General features: G+C 30.7%; 19 protein-coding genes. 13 read left to right on the top strand and 6 right to left on the bottom strand.

All coding sequences use genetic code 11. From position 1 onward, the window contains the following. The first annotated feature begins 16 nt into the window (after positions 1–16). From larC to HYG85_RS02350, 4 genes are all read left to right on the top strand, one after another. A complete protein-coding gene (gene larC, locus HYG85_RS02365) occupies positions 17–748 on the top strand; it encodes a nickel pincer cofactor biosynthesis protein LarC (RefSeq protein ID WP_212692126.1) in 732 nt (243 codons plus the stop codon). Further along, positions 745–1152: a DUF3842 family protein gene (locus HYG85_RS02360; protein ID WP_113671490.1), complete on the top strand. Its 408-nt coding sequence runs from the start codon at positions 745–747 to the stop codon at positions 1150–1152. Before larC ends, HYG85_RS02360 begins: the two co-directional genes overlap by 4 nt. A gap of 93 nt (positions 1153–1245) precedes the next feature. Further along, positions 1246–1764, top strand: coding sequence for an ECF transporter S component (locus HYG85_RS02355; RefSeq protein WP_212692125.1), 519 nt, complete (start codon positions 1246–1248; stop codon positions 1762–1764). Then, complete coding sequence (locus HYG85_RS02350; RefSeq protein WP_212692124.1) at positions 1751–2173, top strand: DUF1893 domain-containing protein; 423 nt, start codon at positions 1751–1753, stop codon at positions 2171–2173. The genes HYG85_RS02355 and HYG85_RS02350 overlap by 14 nt, the downstream gene beginning before the upstream one ends. Before the next feature lie 97 nt (positions 2174–2270). Here HYG85_RS02350 and HYG85_RS02345 read toward each other — a convergent pair whose 3' ends face one another. Beyond that, positions 2271–2531, bottom strand: a complete 261-nt coding sequence (locus HYG85_RS02345) for a hypothetical protein (protein ID WP_212692123.1) — start codon at positions 2529–2531, stop codon at positions 2271–2273. A 278-nt stretch (positions 2532–2809) separates the two neighbouring features. On the opposite strand from HYG85_RS02345, the gene HYG85_RS02340 reads away from it, so the two are divergent. The 3 genes from HYG85_RS02340 to HYG85_RS02330 all read left to right on the top strand — a co-directional run bounded on the left by HYG85_RS02340 (position 2810) and on the right by HYG85_RS02330 (position 6139). Continuing rightward, positions 2810–3862, top strand: a complete 1053-nt coding sequence (locus HYG85_RS02340) for a DUF2804 family protein (RefSeq protein WP_212692122.1) — start codon at positions 2810–2812, stop codon at positions 3860–3862. Positions 3863–3893: 31 nt separating this feature from the next. Further along, on the top strand, positions 3894–4709 hold the full coding sequence (locus HYG85_RS02335; RefSeq protein ID WP_212692121.1) for a MerR family transcriptional regulator: 816 nt from the start codon (positions 3894–3896) through the stop codon (positions 4707–4709). A gap of 68 nt (positions 4710–4777) precedes the next feature. Continuing rightward, positions 4778–6139, top strand: coding sequence for an MATE family efflux transporter (locus HYG85_RS02330; protein WP_212692120.1), 1362 nt, complete (start codon positions 4778–4780; stop codon positions 6137–6139). 21 nt (positions 6140–6160) lie between these two features. On the opposite strand, the gene HYG85_RS02325 is transcribed toward HYG85_RS02330, so the two are convergent. The 4 genes from HYG85_RS02325 to HYG85_RS02310 all read right to left on the bottom strand — a co-directional run bounded on the left by HYG85_RS02325 (position 6161) and on the right by HYG85_RS02310 (position 10129). Next, the gene (locus tag HYG85_RS02325; protein WP_113671482.1) at positions 6161–6448 is read right to left on the bottom strand and encodes a DUF2325 domain-containing protein; all 288 of its coding nucleotides are present in this window, start codon (positions 6446–6448) and stop codon (positions 6161–6163) included. Between the two features lie 285 nt (positions 6449–6733). Next, positions 6734–7891, bottom strand: coding sequence for an iron-containing alcohol dehydrogenase (locus HYG85_RS02320; protein ID WP_212692119.1), 1158 nt, complete (start codon positions 7889–7891; stop codon positions 6734–6736). Between the two features lie 19 nt (positions 7892–7910). After that, entirely contained in the window at positions 7911–9299 is a 1389-nt protein-coding gene (gene gltA / locus HYG85_RS02315; protein ID WP_212692118.1) for an NADPH-dependent glutamate synthase, read from the bottom strand. A gap of 2 nt (positions 9300–9301) precedes the next feature. Next, on the bottom strand, positions 9302–10129 hold the full coding sequence (locus HYG85_RS02310) for a sulfide/dihydroorotate dehydrogenase-like FAD/NAD-binding protein (protein WP_212692117.1): 828 nt from the start codon (positions 10127–10129) through the stop codon (positions 9302–9304). 286 nt (positions 10130–10415) lie between these two features. On the opposite strand from HYG85_RS02310, the gene HYG85_RS02305 reads away from it, so the two are divergent. From HYG85_RS02305 to HYG85_RS02280, 6 genes are all read left to right on the top strand, one after another. Further along, entirely contained in the window at positions 10416–11264 is an 849-nt protein-coding gene (locus tag HYG85_RS02305; protein ID WP_212692116.1) for a helix-turn-helix transcriptional regulator, read from the top strand. 164 nt (positions 11265–11428) lie between these two features. Next, positions 11429–12457: a class II fructose-bisphosphate aldolase gene (gene fbaA, locus HYG85_RS02300; RefSeq protein ID WP_113671477.1), complete on the top strand. Its 1029-nt coding sequence runs from the start codon at positions 11429–11431 to the stop codon at positions 12455–12457. Between the two features lie 218 nt (positions 12458–12675). Beyond that, a complete protein-coding gene (locus tag HYG85_RS02295; RefSeq protein ID WP_244971263.1) occupies positions 12676–13851 on the top strand; it encodes an ABC transporter substrate-binding protein in 1176 nt (391 codons plus the stop codon). Further along, positions 13826–14593: an ABC transporter permease gene (locus tag HYG85_RS02290; protein ID WP_212692115.1), complete on the top strand. Its 768-nt coding sequence runs from the start codon at positions 13826–13828 to the stop codon at positions 14591–14593. The genes HYG85_RS02295 and HYG85_RS02290 overlap by 26 nt, the downstream gene beginning before the upstream one ends. 11 nt (positions 14594–14604) lie before the next feature. Then, a complete protein-coding gene (locus HYG85_RS02285; RefSeq protein WP_212692114.1) occupies positions 14605–15300 on the top strand; it encodes an ABC transporter ATP-binding protein in 696 nt (231 codons plus the stop codon). 153 nt (positions 15301–15453) lie between these two features. Then, the gene (locus HYG85_RS02280; RefSeq protein WP_212692113.1) at positions 15454–17226 is read left to right on the top strand and encodes a glycerophosphodiester phosphodiesterase; all 1773 of its coding nucleotides are present in this window, start codon (positions 15454–15456) and stop codon (positions 17224–17226) included. Between the two features lie 92 nt (positions 17227–17318). On the opposite strand, the gene HYG85_RS02275 is transcribed toward HYG85_RS02280, so the two are convergent. Continuing rightward, positions 17319–18224 (bottom strand): hypothetical protein, encoded by a 906-nt coding sequence (locus tag HYG85_RS02275; RefSeq protein WP_212692112.1) that lies wholly within the window; start codon positions 18222–18224, stop codon positions 17319–17321. Between the last annotated feature and the right edge of the window lie 7 nt (positions 18225–18231).

Below are 18231 nucleotides of genomic sequence, written 5' to 3'. Positions count from 1 at the left end.
AGCGGAGGTGATAGACATGAACAAAATACTTTATTTTGATTGTTTAGGTGGTCTTAGCGGTGATATGACCTTAGGGGCACTTGTTGATTTGGGTGTTGATAAAGATATTCTAATAGGAGAATTGGATAAGCTTGGAGTTGAGGGATTTTGCCTTGATATTAATAAAAAAAGAAAAGATGGAATTAGTGCTACAGATGTTTATGTACATATTGATGAAAATTTAGTCTATCCAAAAAGGAATTTAAATGATATTATTAATATTATAAATGATAGTTCAATTAGTGTAAGAGCGAAAGAAATCAGTAAATCAATATTTATCTTAGTTGCTGAGTGTGAAGCAAAGGTTCATGGGCAGCCTATAGAAGATATTTTCTTCCATGAAATAGGTGCATTGGACTCTATGGTAGATATCATTGGAGCTTCAATTTGTATTGATTTACTTGATATTGATAAAATATATGCATCTCCTATTCATTTAGGTACTGGATTCATAGAATGTGCAAATGGCATTATACCAATACCTGCTCCAGCTACCATGGAAGTATTGAGAGATGTACCGGTGTATCAAACTAATATCAAAACTGAATTAGTAACACCAACTGGTGCTGCTATCATTAAAACCATAGCAGAAGATTTCATTTCAATGCCTAAAATGACCATTAGAAAGATTGGTTATGGCTCGGGTAAAAAGAAATTACCTATAAAGAATTTGTTAAGAGTCTTCATAGGAGAAGAGGTGGTTAATTGAAGATAGCTGTAGTTGATGGACAGGGCGGCGGCATTGGGAAAATTATTATTGACAAGCTGAAAAATAATATTGATGAAACTCATGAATTAATTGCACTTGGAACGAATTCAACTGCAACCACTGGTATGATAAAAGCTGGAGCGAACTCCGGTGCTACTGGTGAAAATGCTATAAAAGTAATGAGTAAAAGAGTTGATATTATTTTAGGTCCACTTGCAATCATGGTACCTGATGCTATGATGGGTGAAATAACAACTGAAATTGCCTTATCAATTTCATCCAGTGAAGCGAAAAAAATACTTTTACCCTTCAATAAGTGCAATATGGTTATTGCAGGAGTACAAGGTAAAAAATTAAATAAACTCATTGAAGAATTAGTGCAAGAAGTACTAAGATATATATAAACACCAAGAAGGTTGTTATACTTTTTTGGTGTTTATTTTTGTTTTATAGAGAGTATTTTAAAATATTACATATAACTTGGAAGGAGAATTATTATGAAGAGTAAACAATTGGTTTATACAGCATTATTTGCAGCTTTAGGGGTTATATTACCTCAGATGTTTCATGTTTTTGGGAGTATTTCTGGTAGAGCTTTCTTGCCTATGCACATACCTGTTTTATTAGCAGGATTCGTATGTGGACCTATCAGCGGGTTGCTTGTTGGATTGACATCTGTACTAGTAAGTCATGTTTTTACAGGAATGCCACCTGTTCCAACTTTATTTTTTATGATTGTGGAGTTACCTGTATATGGATTGATGGCAGGTCTATTATTTAATAAATTCAGATTGAATATGATGTTATCATTGATTTTAGCAATGGTAGCAGGTAGAATAGTTGTTGGACTAATGATTATATGTGCAACCAGTTTGTTTGGTATAACCCTTCCACCATTTATCAATGTAGTTGGGATGACGATAGCTGGGTTGCCAGGAATAGCATTACAGATAGTGGTTATTCCATCGGTGATGCTTATAATGAGGAAAGTAGGGTATCAACATGCAACAGCTTAATAGTAATGAATTAAATGAAAGCAATTATACATGTATTGTGAAAAATAATGATGAAGTGGTCTTTACTTCTACGGAAAGAGGAGTGAAACCTTTATTAGATTATATTAATGAAAATCATGAATACAAGGATATTACGGTTATAGATAGGATTATAGGTAAAGGTGCCATGTGTTTAGCTATAAAAAGTAGAGCTAAGATAGTAATTACACCAATAATTAGCAAAAAAGCATTGGAATTAGCCGATAAATATAATGTTCATGTAGAATATAAGAAGGTTGTTCCAGGAATAATTAACCGAACAGGCACAGGTCCTTGTCCAATAGAGAATGCAGTTTCTGATATAGAGGATGTTGAAGAGGCTTATAATATTATTTTGGACACATTGAAGGAACTAGCTAAAAACCAATAATATAAAGCTTTGTATATAAAAATATGTCTAGACCACATTTTATATGCAAAGCTTTTTATATCTTATAGGAAAGCCTCTTTTTTTATAGAATAATGGATTATTTGATATTATTATAATCTGACCTGGCAGCATAAAAACAATCAATATTTTTAAGAGGTATTTTAACAGGTTCAAACTCTTTTCCAGTATACATTACACCAGTAATATAATCTTTTTTACATTCTTTTAGACGAAACATATGAGTAAACCCCATCTTTGATTTTATCATAACCATTTTATCTTGGTAATTTTTTAGATTCATTTTATCCTTGATTTTCTTGAAAGGCATTTCATTATAGTATATATCCTTATTATCCATATATCCTCCATAGAATTATACTCATAACTAATATATGAGTTGAAAGTGAGATAGTATACGTATTGTTTGGATGGATGTCAAAAATTTACTTGTTTAAAAGGTAAAATAATTATATAATATAATTAAAGTTAAGGACTATTATGTAATTTGTTGTGAGTTTGATGAATTTCATGATAGTTTTTATTATATCGATATAAAAGACTGACTTGTATTTACTATAATTTATGACATCAATAGAGTATTACGTAAAGATAATATATTCTTTAGGAGGTTCTATTATGGAAGGTTATACAAGGGAAGTTAAAAATCAAATCAATAGTCTAGTGGATCAAGATGGAAAATTTCAATTTGGAACATATAACAAACCAGTAAAAGAATTGAATATGTTAGATGCTAAGAAACCATTAGGATTTCCATTTGGTAAGCACTTCAAAAATCTAAGATTAAAGGAATGGGAAGCATTTCAAGCAGGTAATCAGGATGTTTTTATGCTTGGAGCAGTCTATAATACTAAAACTTCTGCCCTTAATCAATTATCTATCTATGATAAAAGAAATAATAAACTCTATAATTATAGAAAATACTGTATCCCATGGAAACAAATATTAAGTACAAGCATGTATCAAAGTGAAAGTAAATATATATCAAAAGATTTTATGATGATAATATATAACAATCTTGAAGAAGGCAAGATCAACATAATTGTTAAAATAAGAAGTAAAAATGATTTGCCAAATATAAAATTGGAAATCACTGCTTTTCACTTAACAGAACCAATCGTTATCTGCCAACCTTTTGATACTAATAGAGGGCTATATTCTCATAAAGCATTAATGAATATGGAGGGAATACTCTATCTTGGAAAAGAGAAAATCATCTTTGATAAGGATACAGCTTTCACTATCATTGATGACCACAAAGGATATTATCCAAACAATGTAAAATATGACTGGGTTACAGGATGCATCAATAACAAAGATACGGGACTTATAGGGTTTAACCTAACAGATAATCAAATAAAAGATCATGAAAAATATAATGAGAATTGTTTATGGATGAATGGTAATATGCAGGTATTGCCACCAATCAAATTCAAAAGGTCGGTTAAAGATGATAAAGAAGTGTGGAAAATAAAAGATGAGTATGGTATGGTAAATATATTATTTTATCCATTGGCTAAGCTTAAGCTGAAATTTAATTATGGTATCATTTATTCAGATTATGAAGGTCCTATGGGAACATTTAGAGGATACATCAAGGATAAAGATGATAATAAAATCATGCTTGATAAGTTCTTTGGCATGGGTGAAAAGAAAAGATATAGGGTTTGAAGGATCCAGAAGAGATATATAGGAGCAGTATATGAACAGACGAATAAGTTTATCAGAGATGTCAAAGTTATTGAACATATCGAAACATACGCTAAGGTATTACGATAAAATAGGATTGATTACACCTAGTTATGACAGTAATGGGTATAGATATTATTCAATAGACCATTATTACGTATTAAGTACTATTAAATTGTTAAGAGAAATGGATGTATCCATCAAAGATATTAAAAAGAGTCTTAATGATGATAATCTAGAAGATTTTGTTCAGTTGTTGGTTGATAGTAAAGAACATATAGATTCTGAAATAATAAGAATGACTAAACTAAGTAATCTTATAGGCAATAAGATAAAGGTGGCTTTTCATGAAAAAAGTCGTGAAAATCAATGGTATGTACAAAAAGAGCAGGAAAGAAAGTACATTCATTTTGGGAAATATCCTCCACAAAGTGCTAGTGAAGAGGATAAATTCGAAGATCTATTTGAATTAGGTTACGATGTCTTAGCTGAAAGTAATATAATGATAAAGCATTCCATAGAACAATTAGAAAAAATAACAGATGATTTTACTAACTTTTATATAGAGTATGATGAAAAAGTGGATATGATAGGCGATTTGTCCATATTATCTGAGGGAGATTATATAATATATTATTATAAGGGAAATGAACAAAATATATATGACAGCTTAATAAATACATTAAATGATATTAAATCAAAAGGTTATATCATTGGTGATGTAGTTTATGAAATGTTGAGACCATCACAGTTCATTACCAGCTCTAATAAATATTTCTTTACAGAATTTAATATACCTATTGTAAAAAAAGACTTGACATTAGAGTAACTCTAACCTTTACAATGTCTAATAATTGATTTATTAATCAGTTATTATAACATTGTGGAGGACTTTATATGAAGCAATTAGACCTAGGAAAAGACAAAATAAGCAAGTTGTTCATTAATTATTCCATTCCAGCTGTTATCAGTATGGTAGTCATCTCACTATACATTATAGTTGATGGAATCTTTGTCAGCAGAGGAGTAGGACCTGATGGCTTAGCGGCAGTTAATATTGCATTACCTTTTATTCAAGCACTTAATAGTGTTGTTATTATGATATGTATAGGTGGTGGAGTGCTAACAGCTATAAAGCTAGGAGAGAATGAAACAAAAGAAGCAAGTAGAAGGTTTTCTTTTACAGTAATAATTGCATTAGTATTCATTTTGGTTACATCATTATTATCACTAATCTTTCTGAATACTCTAGTTGAACTTTTGGGTGCAGATGAGACATTGATTCATTTGGTTAAAGAATATCTTGTTATTATGTTAAGCTGTAATCTACTATTTCAACTTGCGCCTATCATGGAGAATTTTATACGTATAGATGGTAGACCATCCTTTTGTATGATTGTGTCTGTTATAGGAACAATAGTTAATATCGTTCTTGACTATATATTGATAATTAAATTGAACATGGGACTAACTGGTGCAGCTGTAGCTACTTGTATTGGTTCAGGATTAAGCGGTTTAACAATGCTAACCTATTTTCTAAGCAAAAAATCAAAACTAAGATTCACTAGACCAATCTGTAATATAAAATTACTAGGTAAAATGTTATACAATGGCAGTTCTGAATTCCTTACTGAAATATCGTCATCTATAGTATTATTGATATTCAATATAGTTATAATGAACAAGATGGGATCATTGGGAGTATCAGCTATAAGTATTGTGTTATATATAAATACCTTAGTCATTATGGTGCTTTTTGGAATAAGTCAATCATTACAGCCTATAGTAAGCTATAATCTTGGAGCAGGACAGGTAGACAGAGCTAAACAAGGATTAAAATTCTGTTTAATTACTACCCAAGTAATTGCATTGGTATCAATGATAGTGGTGTTTATATTTAGTGAACCACTAGTAAATATTTTTGCTAAAGGGAACAGAGAACTTATTGAAATGGGAGTTTGGATGACAAGATTATATCTAACCTGTTACCTGTTCATTGGAATAAACATAACATCATCAGCATTTTTCACCGCTGTAGAACAACCGTTGATGTCAGCAGCTATATCATTATCAAGAAGTTTAGTTCTAGTTATCATAGGATTAATACTTCTACCTAGAATAATAGGGGATAGTGGCATATTCCTTTCAAATACTTTTGCAGAAGTTGGAACATTTTTCGTTAGTCTATATTATCTAAAGAAGTATTTTAATAAAAAATGTGATAGATATTTAAGCAATAATAAAAAGGCTGTTATATAGCCTTTTTATTATTAGAATCAATTAAATAACTGATTCTAAGTTTTTTATAGAATTATGTAGGGCATCAATACTACTGGAATGACATCTTAGAATTGGAATATTTTTCTTTTTAGCTTCCTTATTAGCAATTTTAACCATTTTATGTGAAACTGTGCTAGTAAATATAAGTAAAGCATCTGGAGTTCCAATACTCTTACTTAATCCACCTGACATTTGGGTAAATACTTTTAACTTGTGTCCAGCGTTCTTACAGACTGTTTTATATTCTCTATGCATACGGTCATGACCGCCAATTAATACTATACTCATAATAATCACCTTTTTAACTTATTTTCTTATATTATACTAAAAATGATAATGATTGTCAATATCATTTTTAGTATAATATTAAGTTTTTTATAAATAGCCTATGTTTAGCATAATCTAAGAAACAGCTTTTTGTTATTTAAATCAAAGATTCCTAAGGCAAACTGGTATATGTATATGTGGAGTAATGAGGCAGGATGAGCATATAGAAAATCCCTCTCGATTTTCGATTTCAAAGAGGGATTTTACATTATATAATATAAGGTTGTAAGCTAGTTAATAAATTGATTAAATATTTTTAGCAGTTGTACCATAAAATGCTACTTTATATATTTCTTTTACATCTTCTGCACTAGATTGTCTTGGGTTAGTAAGGGTACATGGGTCAGCAAAAGCGTTTTTACTCATTCTATCTAAAACTTCATTGAATTTTTCTTCTGTCATTTCAACTTCTGTAACTTCTTTTAGAGTAGTTGGGATACCAACTTTTTTGTTTAATTCTTTTAATTCAGCTACTAAATCATCAATTTCAAGTTGTTTTTCAATCTCAGCAAATTTGTCTGTAGCTTTCATGTTGTATTCTACGATGTATGGTAATAAGATAGCGTTAGCTAAACCATGAGTAATACCAAGTTCTCCACCGATTTTGTGAGCTAAACTATGAACAAGTCCAAGTGAAGCGTTTGTAAATGCCATACCAGCTAGAGTAGAAGCATTATGCATATCTTCTCTTGCTTTCATGTTACTGCCTTCAGCATAAGCTACTGGAATTTGTTTGTATACTAATTTGATTGCTTCCATAGCAAGTGGATCTGTATAACTAGTTGCAGCTGTTGAAACATAAGCTTCAATTGCATGTGTCATAACGTCCATACCTGTGTTAGCTGTAATATGAGCAGGCATTTTTGCAGGAAGTGCTGCATCTAATAATGCAATATCAGGTGTTATTTCATAAGATACTAATGGATATTTAATATGATTTTCTGTATCAGTGATTACTGAGAATGCAGTAATTTCTGAAGCAGTACCACTTGTTGAAGGAATAGCTATAAATTTAGCTTGTGTTCTAAGTCTTGGGAATTTACCTGCAACTAAATCTTCAAATTTTGTTTCTGGATACTCATAGTAAACCCACATGATCTTAGCAGCGTCAAGAGCAGAACCACCACCGATTGCAATAATCCAATCTGGTTTGAATTCAGCCATTTCTTTTCCACCTCTAACTACTGTATCAATAGATGGATTAGGCTCAACACCATCAACTATAGATACTTCCATACCAGCTTTTTCTAATTGCTTTTTAGCTTCATCTAAGAAACCGAATCTTTTCATTGAACTACCACCTGTAACAAGTGTAGCTTTTTTACCTTCTAAAGTTGATAAGTACTCTAATGCACCTTCACCGAATACGATATCTTTTGGAACTCTGAACCATTGTAAACTCATTATAATTTCCTCCTTATATTTAATTGTTTTTTAATTTATTATGTATTGCAGCAGCAGCTTTTTTCCCAGCACCCATAGCTAGTATAACTGTCGCTGCACCTGTAACAGCATCACCACCAGCATAAACATTTTCTTTACTGGTTTCCATTGTTTCTTCTTCAACAATCAATCCACCCCAAGACTGAGTATCAAGTCCATCAGTTGTTTGTCTGATAAGTGGGTTAGGGGTCTGACCTATTGCTACTATAACTGTTTCAACATCAATTACAAAATCACTATTTTCTATTGGACATGGTCTTCTTCTTCCAGAAGCATCTGGTTCACCAAGTTCCATCTCTATACAATTAATACCTGTAACATATCCATTTTCTCCAATTATATTAGTTGGATTTGTTAAAAGCTTGAATATGATTTCTTCTTCTTTTGCGTGATGAACTTCTTCTAATCTTGCAGGAAGTTCGTTTTCACTTCTTCTATATATTATATATACATTCTCTGCACCTAGTCTTTTTGCTGTTCTAGCTGCATCCATGGCAACATTACCACCACCGATGACTGCAACACTTTTGCCAACTTTTATAGGTGTTGGAGAATCCTTTTCATAAGCTTTCATAAGATTAACTCTAGTTAAATATTCATTGGCAGAGTAGACTCCATTAAGATTTTCACCTTCAATATTCATGAATCTTGGAAGACCGGCACCACTACCGATGAAGACAGCTTTGTAATTTTCTTCAAGTAATTCATCTATTGTAATAGAACGACCAACAAGTACATTAGTCTTAATTTCTACACCTAATTTCTTTATTGTTTCAATTTCATTACTAACTAACTTTTTAGGAAGCCTGAATTCAGGAATACCGTAAGATAATACTCCTCCTGTTTTATGTAGAGCTTCGAATAGTGTTATGTCATAACCTTTTTTAGCTAATTCGGATGCACATGAAAGTCCAGAAGGACCAGCACCTACAACAGCTACTTTGGTATTATTTTTTTCAATGTCTACAGATTCATTAGCGTCTGCATTCTGCATATGATAATCTGCTACAAATCTTTCTAGACGACCAATTGCTACTGGTTCACCTTTGATACCTCTAACGCATTTACCTTCACATTGATTTTCTTGTGGACAGACTCTTCCGCAAATAGCAGGTAATGAGTTCTCAGTAGTGATTATTCTATAAGCTTCTTCGAATTCACCACGGCTTACCGCATTAATGAATTCTGGTATTGGTACATTGACAGGACATCCGTTTACACAAGGTTTGTGTTTGCATTGTAAACATCTTTGTGCTTCTTGGATTGCTTCTTCTTCTGTGTAACCTAGAACTACTTCTTTGAAGTTTTTATTTCTGATTAAAGGTTCTTGTTCGCTGATTGGTGTTTTTGTTAATGATTTATTAAGCATTTCTAGTCCTCCAATCCTAGTCTGCATACATGATCTTTTTCTTCTTCTTTGTACATACCTTGACGTCTCATGGCCTCATCAAAATCAACTTGGTGACCATCGAAATCAGGACCATCAACACATGCGAATTTTGTTTCGCCGCCTACAGTTACACGACATCCTCCACACATACCTGTACCATCAATCATAATAGGATTCAAGGAAACATTTGTTTTGATATCATGTTTCTTTGTTATTTCACAAACGGCTTTCATCATGATCAAAGGTCCAATTGCGATAACCAAATCATATTTTTCGCCATTTTCTATTAGTTCATTAAGTTTATCTGTTACAAAACCTTTGATTCCTTTTGAACCATCGTTTGTAGCATAATAAACGTTATCACTTATATTTTCCATTTCGTCTTCAAGAATTATGAATTCATCACTTCTGCCACCAAGTATAGTATCTACTTGTACACCTAATTCTTTCATTTTTTTCAACTGAGGATAAAGTGGAGCAATACCAACACCGCCACCAATACCTAAAACTCTTTTTACTTTATGAAGAGGTGCTTCTTGACCTAGAGGACCAACAAAGTCTTCTACAGAATCTCCTTCATTTTTAAGGCTTAATTTCTTAGTTGAATATCCTACAACTTGATATATAATAGTTACTGTTTCTTTTTTTCTATCATAATCGGCTATAGTTAAAGGGATTCGTTCACCTTCTTCATCAACTCTTAGAATGATGAATTGACCAGGTTCGCATTTTCTTGCGACATATGGTGCATGGATTTCCATAAGTTCAACTAAATCATTTAACTTTCTTTTAGCTACGATTTTATACATTCTGACACCTCGTTATTGTAATGTGATTGTTAATTATTAGACATTTTGTTACTTATTAAATACTTAATACATAAATGACGCGTAAATAAAGCTAGTTTATCATTCCTTCTTAATTCCTTCAAAAATTTGGCGGAATACTAGCATTGACATTCATCTAAGTTTTAGTTATCATGTACTTATGAAAAACATTATAATATGGAATACAAAAAAAAACTAACATTAAATTTTAAAAAGTAATACTTTTTTGATTGATATTGATAAAATTTTAACAAAAGTAGGTGGAGTTATGTTGAATCTCTTTGATAAAAAACTAGAAAGACTTGATGGGTTTGAGACAGATTATGTAAAAATACTATATTATGATTTGCCAAAGAATTTTTCTGGTGAATATAAATCATATAATTATTCTCGTTTTTGTACAATTCTCAGTGGGAGAAAGCATGTAACATTAAATAATAACAGAAAATTCATGTATACTAACGATAATTATCTATTATTACCTTCTAATTCAAAAGTGCATATGGATATAGATACTGATACAAAAGCTTTGGTATTTGAGTTGAATGATGAACTAGTAAACAATGTGCTTAATAAGGTCAATATAGAAGATTATATAAAGGAAGAGGTTAAAATAGATAATAATTATTTTCTAGGACAAAATAAATATAATATATCAGAAGATATCAATAATATATTTGCTGCATCTAAGAGCAAGGAGAATAATAATGAATTCTTGATTGATTTGTATGCGCAAAAATTAGTATTTGATTTGATTAAGAATAAGTCAACATATCAGATACTTAATGGAAACAGCTCTCATCCAATAAATATAGCTGTAAAATATATTAATGAAAATATTGAAGAAATGATCAATATAAAAGAGCTGGCAAAAGATTTGCATATGTCAGAATCAAATTTTTCACATCTATTCAAGAAAGTTATTGGTATTAAACCAGTTGAATATATTAAGAATAAAAAATTAGAGTTGGCTTTAGAATATTTAAGAAATGAAAGTGTAACAGATGTAGCTTTTAATTTGGGATATGCTAATATTTCATATTTTATCAGGCTATTTAAAGATAAGTATAATATGACACCTAAACAATATAAATTAACTTATTTTGAAAAAATATAATAAAAAATTACTATCTGTAATATTATTTAGGTAATATAAATAAAATATTTTTGTCATTATCATTGACGTATTATAAATAATATCTTATTATGAATGTGTAACACAATAATAGGAGAATACTTTGAATTGGCAAAGTATTAATAATATATGAGGAGTGAAATTTCATGCCAGTAGTTGATTACAAAAATTATTGTAAAATGCTTGATAGGGCCTTAGAAAATAAGTTCGCTTATCCAGCAGTTAATGTTTCTAATGTTGAAACAGCCAACGCAGTTTTAGAGGCGTTCGCTAGGGCAAAATCAGACGGGATTATTCAGGTTTCCATAGGTGGAGGAAAGCATGCATCAGGTATGGTTGCCAATAGTGCAATTGGTGCTATATCACTTGCTAATCATATTCATCTTATGGCTGAAAAATACGATATTAACATTGCTTTACACACAGACCATTGTACAGCAGCTAATGTTGAGCCATTCATGAAGCCTCTTATTGAAGAGACTAAAAAAAGAAGAGCGCAGGGGTTACCTAATCTATTTAATAGTCATATGTTTGATGGTTCTGATATTCCATTAGAAGAAAATATCAAAATCTCTAAAGAACTTATGGCTCTTTGTGCTGAAAATGAGATTATACTAGAAGTTGAAGCTGGTGTAGTTGGTGGAGAAGAAGACGGTGTAAATAATGAAGATGTAGCAGCAGATAAATTATTTACAACTCCAGAAGATATGCTTATGTTTGAAGAAGCTTTAAAAGATGTTGGTGACCGTTATATGTTAGCTGCAACATTTGGTAACGTACATGGTGTATACAAACCAGGTAATGTTAAGTTAAAGCCAATCATATTAAAAGAAGGTCAAGATGCATTAAAAGCTAAATATGGAGAAGATGCTAACTACTATTTAGTATTCCATGGTGGTTCAGGATCAACAAAAGAAGAAATAGAAGAAACACTTGAATATGGTGTAATTAAAATGAATATTGATACAGATACTCAATATGCATTTACTAGACCAGTAGTTGAACATATGTTTAAGCATTATGATGAAGTACTTAAGGTTGAGGGTGAAGTAGGGAATAAAAAAGCTTATGACCCAAGAGCATATTTGAAGAAAGCTCAAACAGGTATGGCTGATAGAGTTATTGAAGCTTGTAACGTTTTAAGATCAAGCGGTCAAACTATGGGTAGACAATAATATCATAAATAAATATAGCTTACCTTATAATAATAAGATGAGCTATATTTTTTTTGCTGTAAAATAATATAATTAAATCTTTTTATTTGGTCAATGATAAAAATACAGCAAAAAATGTAAAATAAATATTTTGAAAGAGTAAATTTATGTTATAATATTTAATCATATAATAGCTACTAATTTAAAAGTTGATAAGAGATAAGAAAGGATAAATTATTATGAAGAATCTTAATAAAATATTGTGCTTGATGCTTACACTAGTACTTATGACTGCTTTATTTGCAGGGTGTAAATCCAATAAAAAGAAAGATGTTGAGGATGATGTATATACACAGGAACAAGAGAACAATAAAGAAGCTGATGAAGATAATGAATCAGTAGATAATAAAGAGAACACTGATAAAGATGCTGAAGACGAAACTAACAAAGAAGAGGATAAGGATGAAGCTAATAAAGAAGAAAACAAAGATGAATCCTCAGATGAAACAATCTTAAAAGATACAACTATAAGAGTTGCTACATTAAAAGGACCTACAGGAATGGGTATGGCAAAATTAATGGAAGATGTAACTACAGGCGAATCAGAAGTCAATTGTGATTTTACTTTAACTGGTGCACCAGATGATTTGGTTGGTAAGATTGTTAATAAAGAAGTAGATTTTGCATGCCTTCCAACAAACTTAGCTTCTGTTTTATATAATAAAACAGAAGGTGGTATCAAGCTTGCAGCAGTTAATACACTTGGTGTATTATATATTATGGAAGTAGGAAATGAAATTAATGATATTAATGATCTAAAAGGCAAAGAAATTTATGCTAGTGGAAAAGGATCAGTTCCAGATTATATATTACAATATATATTGAAGGAAAATTCTATAGACCCTGAAAAAGATGTAGATATTAATTTCTCTATGCAACATGCAGAAGTTGCAACAACTGTAATATCAGGAGATAACAAAATAGCTTTATTACCACAACCATTCGTAACTACTGTATCAATGAAAAACAAAGATGCTAGAATTGCACTTGATATTACAAAAGAGTGGGAGAAAATCCAAGGTGAAGATAGTCCACTTGCAATGGGATGTATTGTAGTAGACGCAGAATTTGCAGCTAACAATAAAGAACTAGTAGATAAATTTCTACAAGAATATAAAGAATCAGTAGACTTTGTTAATGCTAATCATGAAGAAGCTGGTAAGTTAATTGAAAAACATGAAATCTTACCTAGTGCTGCTATTGCACAAAAAGCTATACCTAATTGTAATATAGTCTATATGAGTGCTACTGATGCAAAAGATACATTACAGAACTTATATGAAATACTATTTGACTTCAATCCAAAGTCATTAGGAGGAAAATTACCTGATGGAGACTTCTATTACCAAAAATAGACGACGATTATATAAAATAATAGCTTTAATATTTTGGATAATAGTATGGGAGATTATTGCCTTAGTTATCAATAAGGAAATATATCTTCCTACTCCTTATAATACTTTTAAGGTATTATTGGAAGAGATCAAGACAGTTATGTTTTGGCAGACAATCTTTGCTACTATATTTAGAGTTGCAGTAGGCTTTGTAATAGCATGTATTGTAGGAATATTAGTAGGAATAATATGCGGAATCAACCATTTAATGTATGAGATTCTTAATCTAATAATAGTCGCAGTAAAATCAACACCAGTTATGTCTTTTATACTTATTGCATTGGTATGGTTCAAATCAGAGAATGTACCTATCTTTATATGCTTTTTGATGTGTTTTCCTATTATATGGACTTCGGTCGTTGGGGGAATCAAGCATATTGACAGAAGATTGATAGACATGGCATATGTATATAAGGTTGATAAAAGATATATAATAAAAGATATATACGTTCCTTCAATTATTCCATATATAACAACTGCTATGATAACTTCTCTTGGTCTAGGGTGGAAAGTAACAGTTGCTGCTGAAGTACTTAGCAGTCCTAAATTTTCCATAGGTACAAAACTATATAATGCAAAAGTATATATAGAATCAGAACAGCTATTTGCTTGGACAATAGTTGTTATTGTCTTAAGTTTGATGTTAGAATATATATTCAAGTATTTACTTAGAAAAATGCTGCCAGTGCGTATACAAAAGTAGGTGTAATAATAATGATTAAACTGAACAATATCAGTAAAGCATTTGATGATTTGACTATACTGAAAGATTTTAATCTATCCATTGATGAAGATAAGATAGTATGTTTTTTAGGTGCTTCAGGGTGTGGTAAAACTACACTTCTTAATATTATTTCTGGAACTCTAGAATATGATAGTGGGTCCATTGAAGGTATAGATAATAATGTATCCTATATTTTTCAAGATACCAGACTGTTACCATGGGCAACAATAGAAAATAATATCAAGTTTGTACTAAAAAGTAATAAGAATATAAATGTTGACCAATTAACTAAAAAGTATATAGATATAGTTAAGTTAGGTAAGTTCAGTGATTATTATCCAAAACAATTAAGTGGTGGTATGAAACAAAGAGTTTCTATAGCAAGAGCTTTCGCTTATCGTTCAGAAATATTACTTATGGATGAACCATTTCAAGGGTTGGATTATGATCTTAAGATTGAATTGATTAATGCTTTTCTGGAATTATGGGAAGAGGATAATAGAACTGTAATATTTGTAACCCACGATCTAGATGAAGCTTTATTATTATCAGACAAGATATACATATTAGATGGCAGACCAGTTGAGATTAAGAAAGAAATTGAAATAAATATTCCCAAAAGGGAAAGAATTAAACAAAAAGATAAATTAAATGATTATAGAAAAATATTAACAACTATTAAATGATGTTATTTATGATAGTGAAAATAAGAATGACGATTTAGATATTGGGAGCTGTGGGATGTGTGGATATCCTACAGCCCCTTTGTATTCAACTTTGTATGAAATTCCATGAGAGAATAGAGGAGTCTTGGTTGAATGTGTATGGAGGACAGTTCAGTGATTTATAAAAAACATACAATAAGTAGTAAATACAAAAACATATTTAACAGTTTTAGAAAATATTTCTGGACTTTTATAAAATATCAGATAGTTGCTAAGATATTGATTGCTATTGTCCTAATTCCAATATTTAAAGAATTGTTTAAGCTTATTTTGAAAAGTAAAGGGATTAATATACTTTTTAACGGAGTCATACTGAAATTTCTACTATCTCCACAAGGATTTTTAAGTGGGATATTAATAATTATTTTTGCTACGTTAGTTCTTCTTATTGAGTATGGAGGACTTGTGATTATAAGTTATGAGGCTTCTATAGATAAACAGCCAACAAGCCTTTTTAACGTATTGAAGATTTGTGTTAAAAGGTTTAAGAATCTTATAGGATTTGGTGGATTCCTGATATTGGTGTATGTCATAATCATATTTCCATGGCTTGATATGGGATATCATACAAGTTTATTGACATCACTGAAAATACCTTCTTTCGTAAAAGCTTATATAAATAGAAATCAATTCCTTTATATGACTATGAAATTAGGAACGGTTATTCTTTTCCTTTTTTCAATAAGCTGGGTTTTTGCTATGGAGATAATAATGCTTGAGAATAAATCGGCTTTTCAAGCAATGAAGAAAAGCTTCTATTTAGTAAAAAATAATTTTAAGACAGTAATAAAACATTTATCTATTACAGTTTTGCTGATTGTAATAATAAGTGTAGGTATATTTGGAAGTATAGCCATATCTTTTCCAATACTATCTCATAATGATTCGTTAACCAATGTAATTATTAACGGTTTATTCATTTTTATTGGAGTATTTTTATATTTAGTCAGTTTTTTGATAATACCTTATGTTATTCATCATTTCACTTATCTGTATATTAGTATTAATGATAGTCCTTTAGAAGTCTTTCCTTTGAGTAAAAGGACAAAGCTGTCTTTGATAGATAAGATATTCAACAATAAGAAAACTGTAAAATTGTTGTTGGTATTATCATTTTGTTTAGTGTTGTTCTTTACAAAATACGTGTTGGCGGACTTTGAAAATACTCATTATAAGGTGGGTGTTACTGCTCACAGAGGGAGCTCAAAAGAAGCACCAGAAAACACTCTTGCTGCAATTAGAGAAGCAGTTAAGAATAAAGCGGATTTTGTTGAGATTGATGTACAAGAAACTAAAGATGGAAAAGTGGTGCTTTTTCATGATAAAAATCTGAAGCGAATCACTGGGCTTGATAAGAATCTATATGATGCCAATTATAGTGAAATCAAAAAACTAGATGCTGGCAGCTGGTTCAGTAGTGATTTTAAGGGAGAAAAGATTCCTACTTTACAGGAAGTCATAGATTACTCAAAAGGTAGGATAAGATTGAATATCGAACTCAAGCAGAGAAAGAAAAGAAAAGGATTAGTGGGAAAAGTTGTAGATATAATCAAGAAGAACAATATTGTTAAGTCATGTGTTGTAACATCATTGGATTATGATTTATTACAAAAAGTTGAGTTATTGGATAGCAATATCAAAACAGGATATATCATGTTTTTTGCAATAGGAGATATTAACAGTATCAAAGGTGTGGACTTTTATAGTATTGAAGAAAGTTATATTGATGAGAACTTCGTAGTAAAAGCACATTTAATGAATAGGGATGTCCATGTATGGACAGTAAATGACAGTGAAAAAATGATGGAATTCATAGAAATGGGCGTGGATAACATAATAACCGATTATGATGAACTACTAATAAATATATTAAGAACTTATCGATAATACTATTTAAATAAACTATGATTATTATATAAGTAACTGTCGGATAATACACTAAGATGAATTATCCGACAGTTACTTATAGCTAATGATGATTATCTTCCTTTATAACTGGTGCGTGTTCTGCTACCATTATTACTATCACGTCTAGTATTACCATTATTTGTATTACCTCTAGTTCCACCGCTAGTTGTACTAGTATCTCTACGTCTAGGATTTGTAGAATATCTTTCCTTATACTCTTCTAAAAATTCATTGTAAGTGGTTGTTATAGTATCGTAACCTCTTCTTCCGCTTTTTCGTTTCAAATAAGCTACGCAATCATTATTTGGTAAATATTTATTTCCAACAGCTTGTATTCTTAATATCACTCCAACATCTGGACGCATTTCAACTTCAGCTCTGTTAGTATATACTGTTTTAGTGTGTGTAATATTAAACGCAACAACCTTAGAATGACTGCTAGGTTTTAGGAATTGTAGATAGTAACTTGTAGCATAATCTACTGGATCCCAAGTAAAGATATAGGCTTGTTTTGAATTGTCATATCTTATCTTAACATTTTTTACTGGTGAAAATTTATGTGGATTATGATTATTATTATCTTCAGGATTAGAAGGTTCATCATTATCATCTTTATCTTTTTTCAACACTTTTGAAGCATAAAAATGAATCTCTTGATCATTTGTGTAATTAAGGTCATCCACTATTTTCAAATTGGCAAATATACTAGTGTTATCTGCTTTTGGGTACTTACCAGTAATTTTAATGGTGATACCTTGATTACCAGGTATTCTCAACTGGGTTTTGTCAACACATAGATTGATATCATTATCTTGAATTTCAATGGTTACATTATGATAAGCTGCACTGTCATTATAAATATTTGTTGTCACAGAAAACTCTTCACCTTCATAACCCTCACCAATATTTATGTAACCATTAACTTGAATAGGTCCAGTATTAGCCCTAGAAATAGTTGCATTTGATAATACTAACACTGAAATT

The sequence above is a fragment of the Vallitalea guaymasensis genome (assembly GCF_018141425.1).
Classification (GTDB): domain Bacteria; phylum Bacillota; class Clostridia; order Lachnospirales; family Vallitaleaceae; genus Vallitalea; species Vallitalea guaymasensis.
Note: the sequence above shows the minus strand (reverse complement) of the source record. Positions and strands in the feature narration are given on the sequence as shown.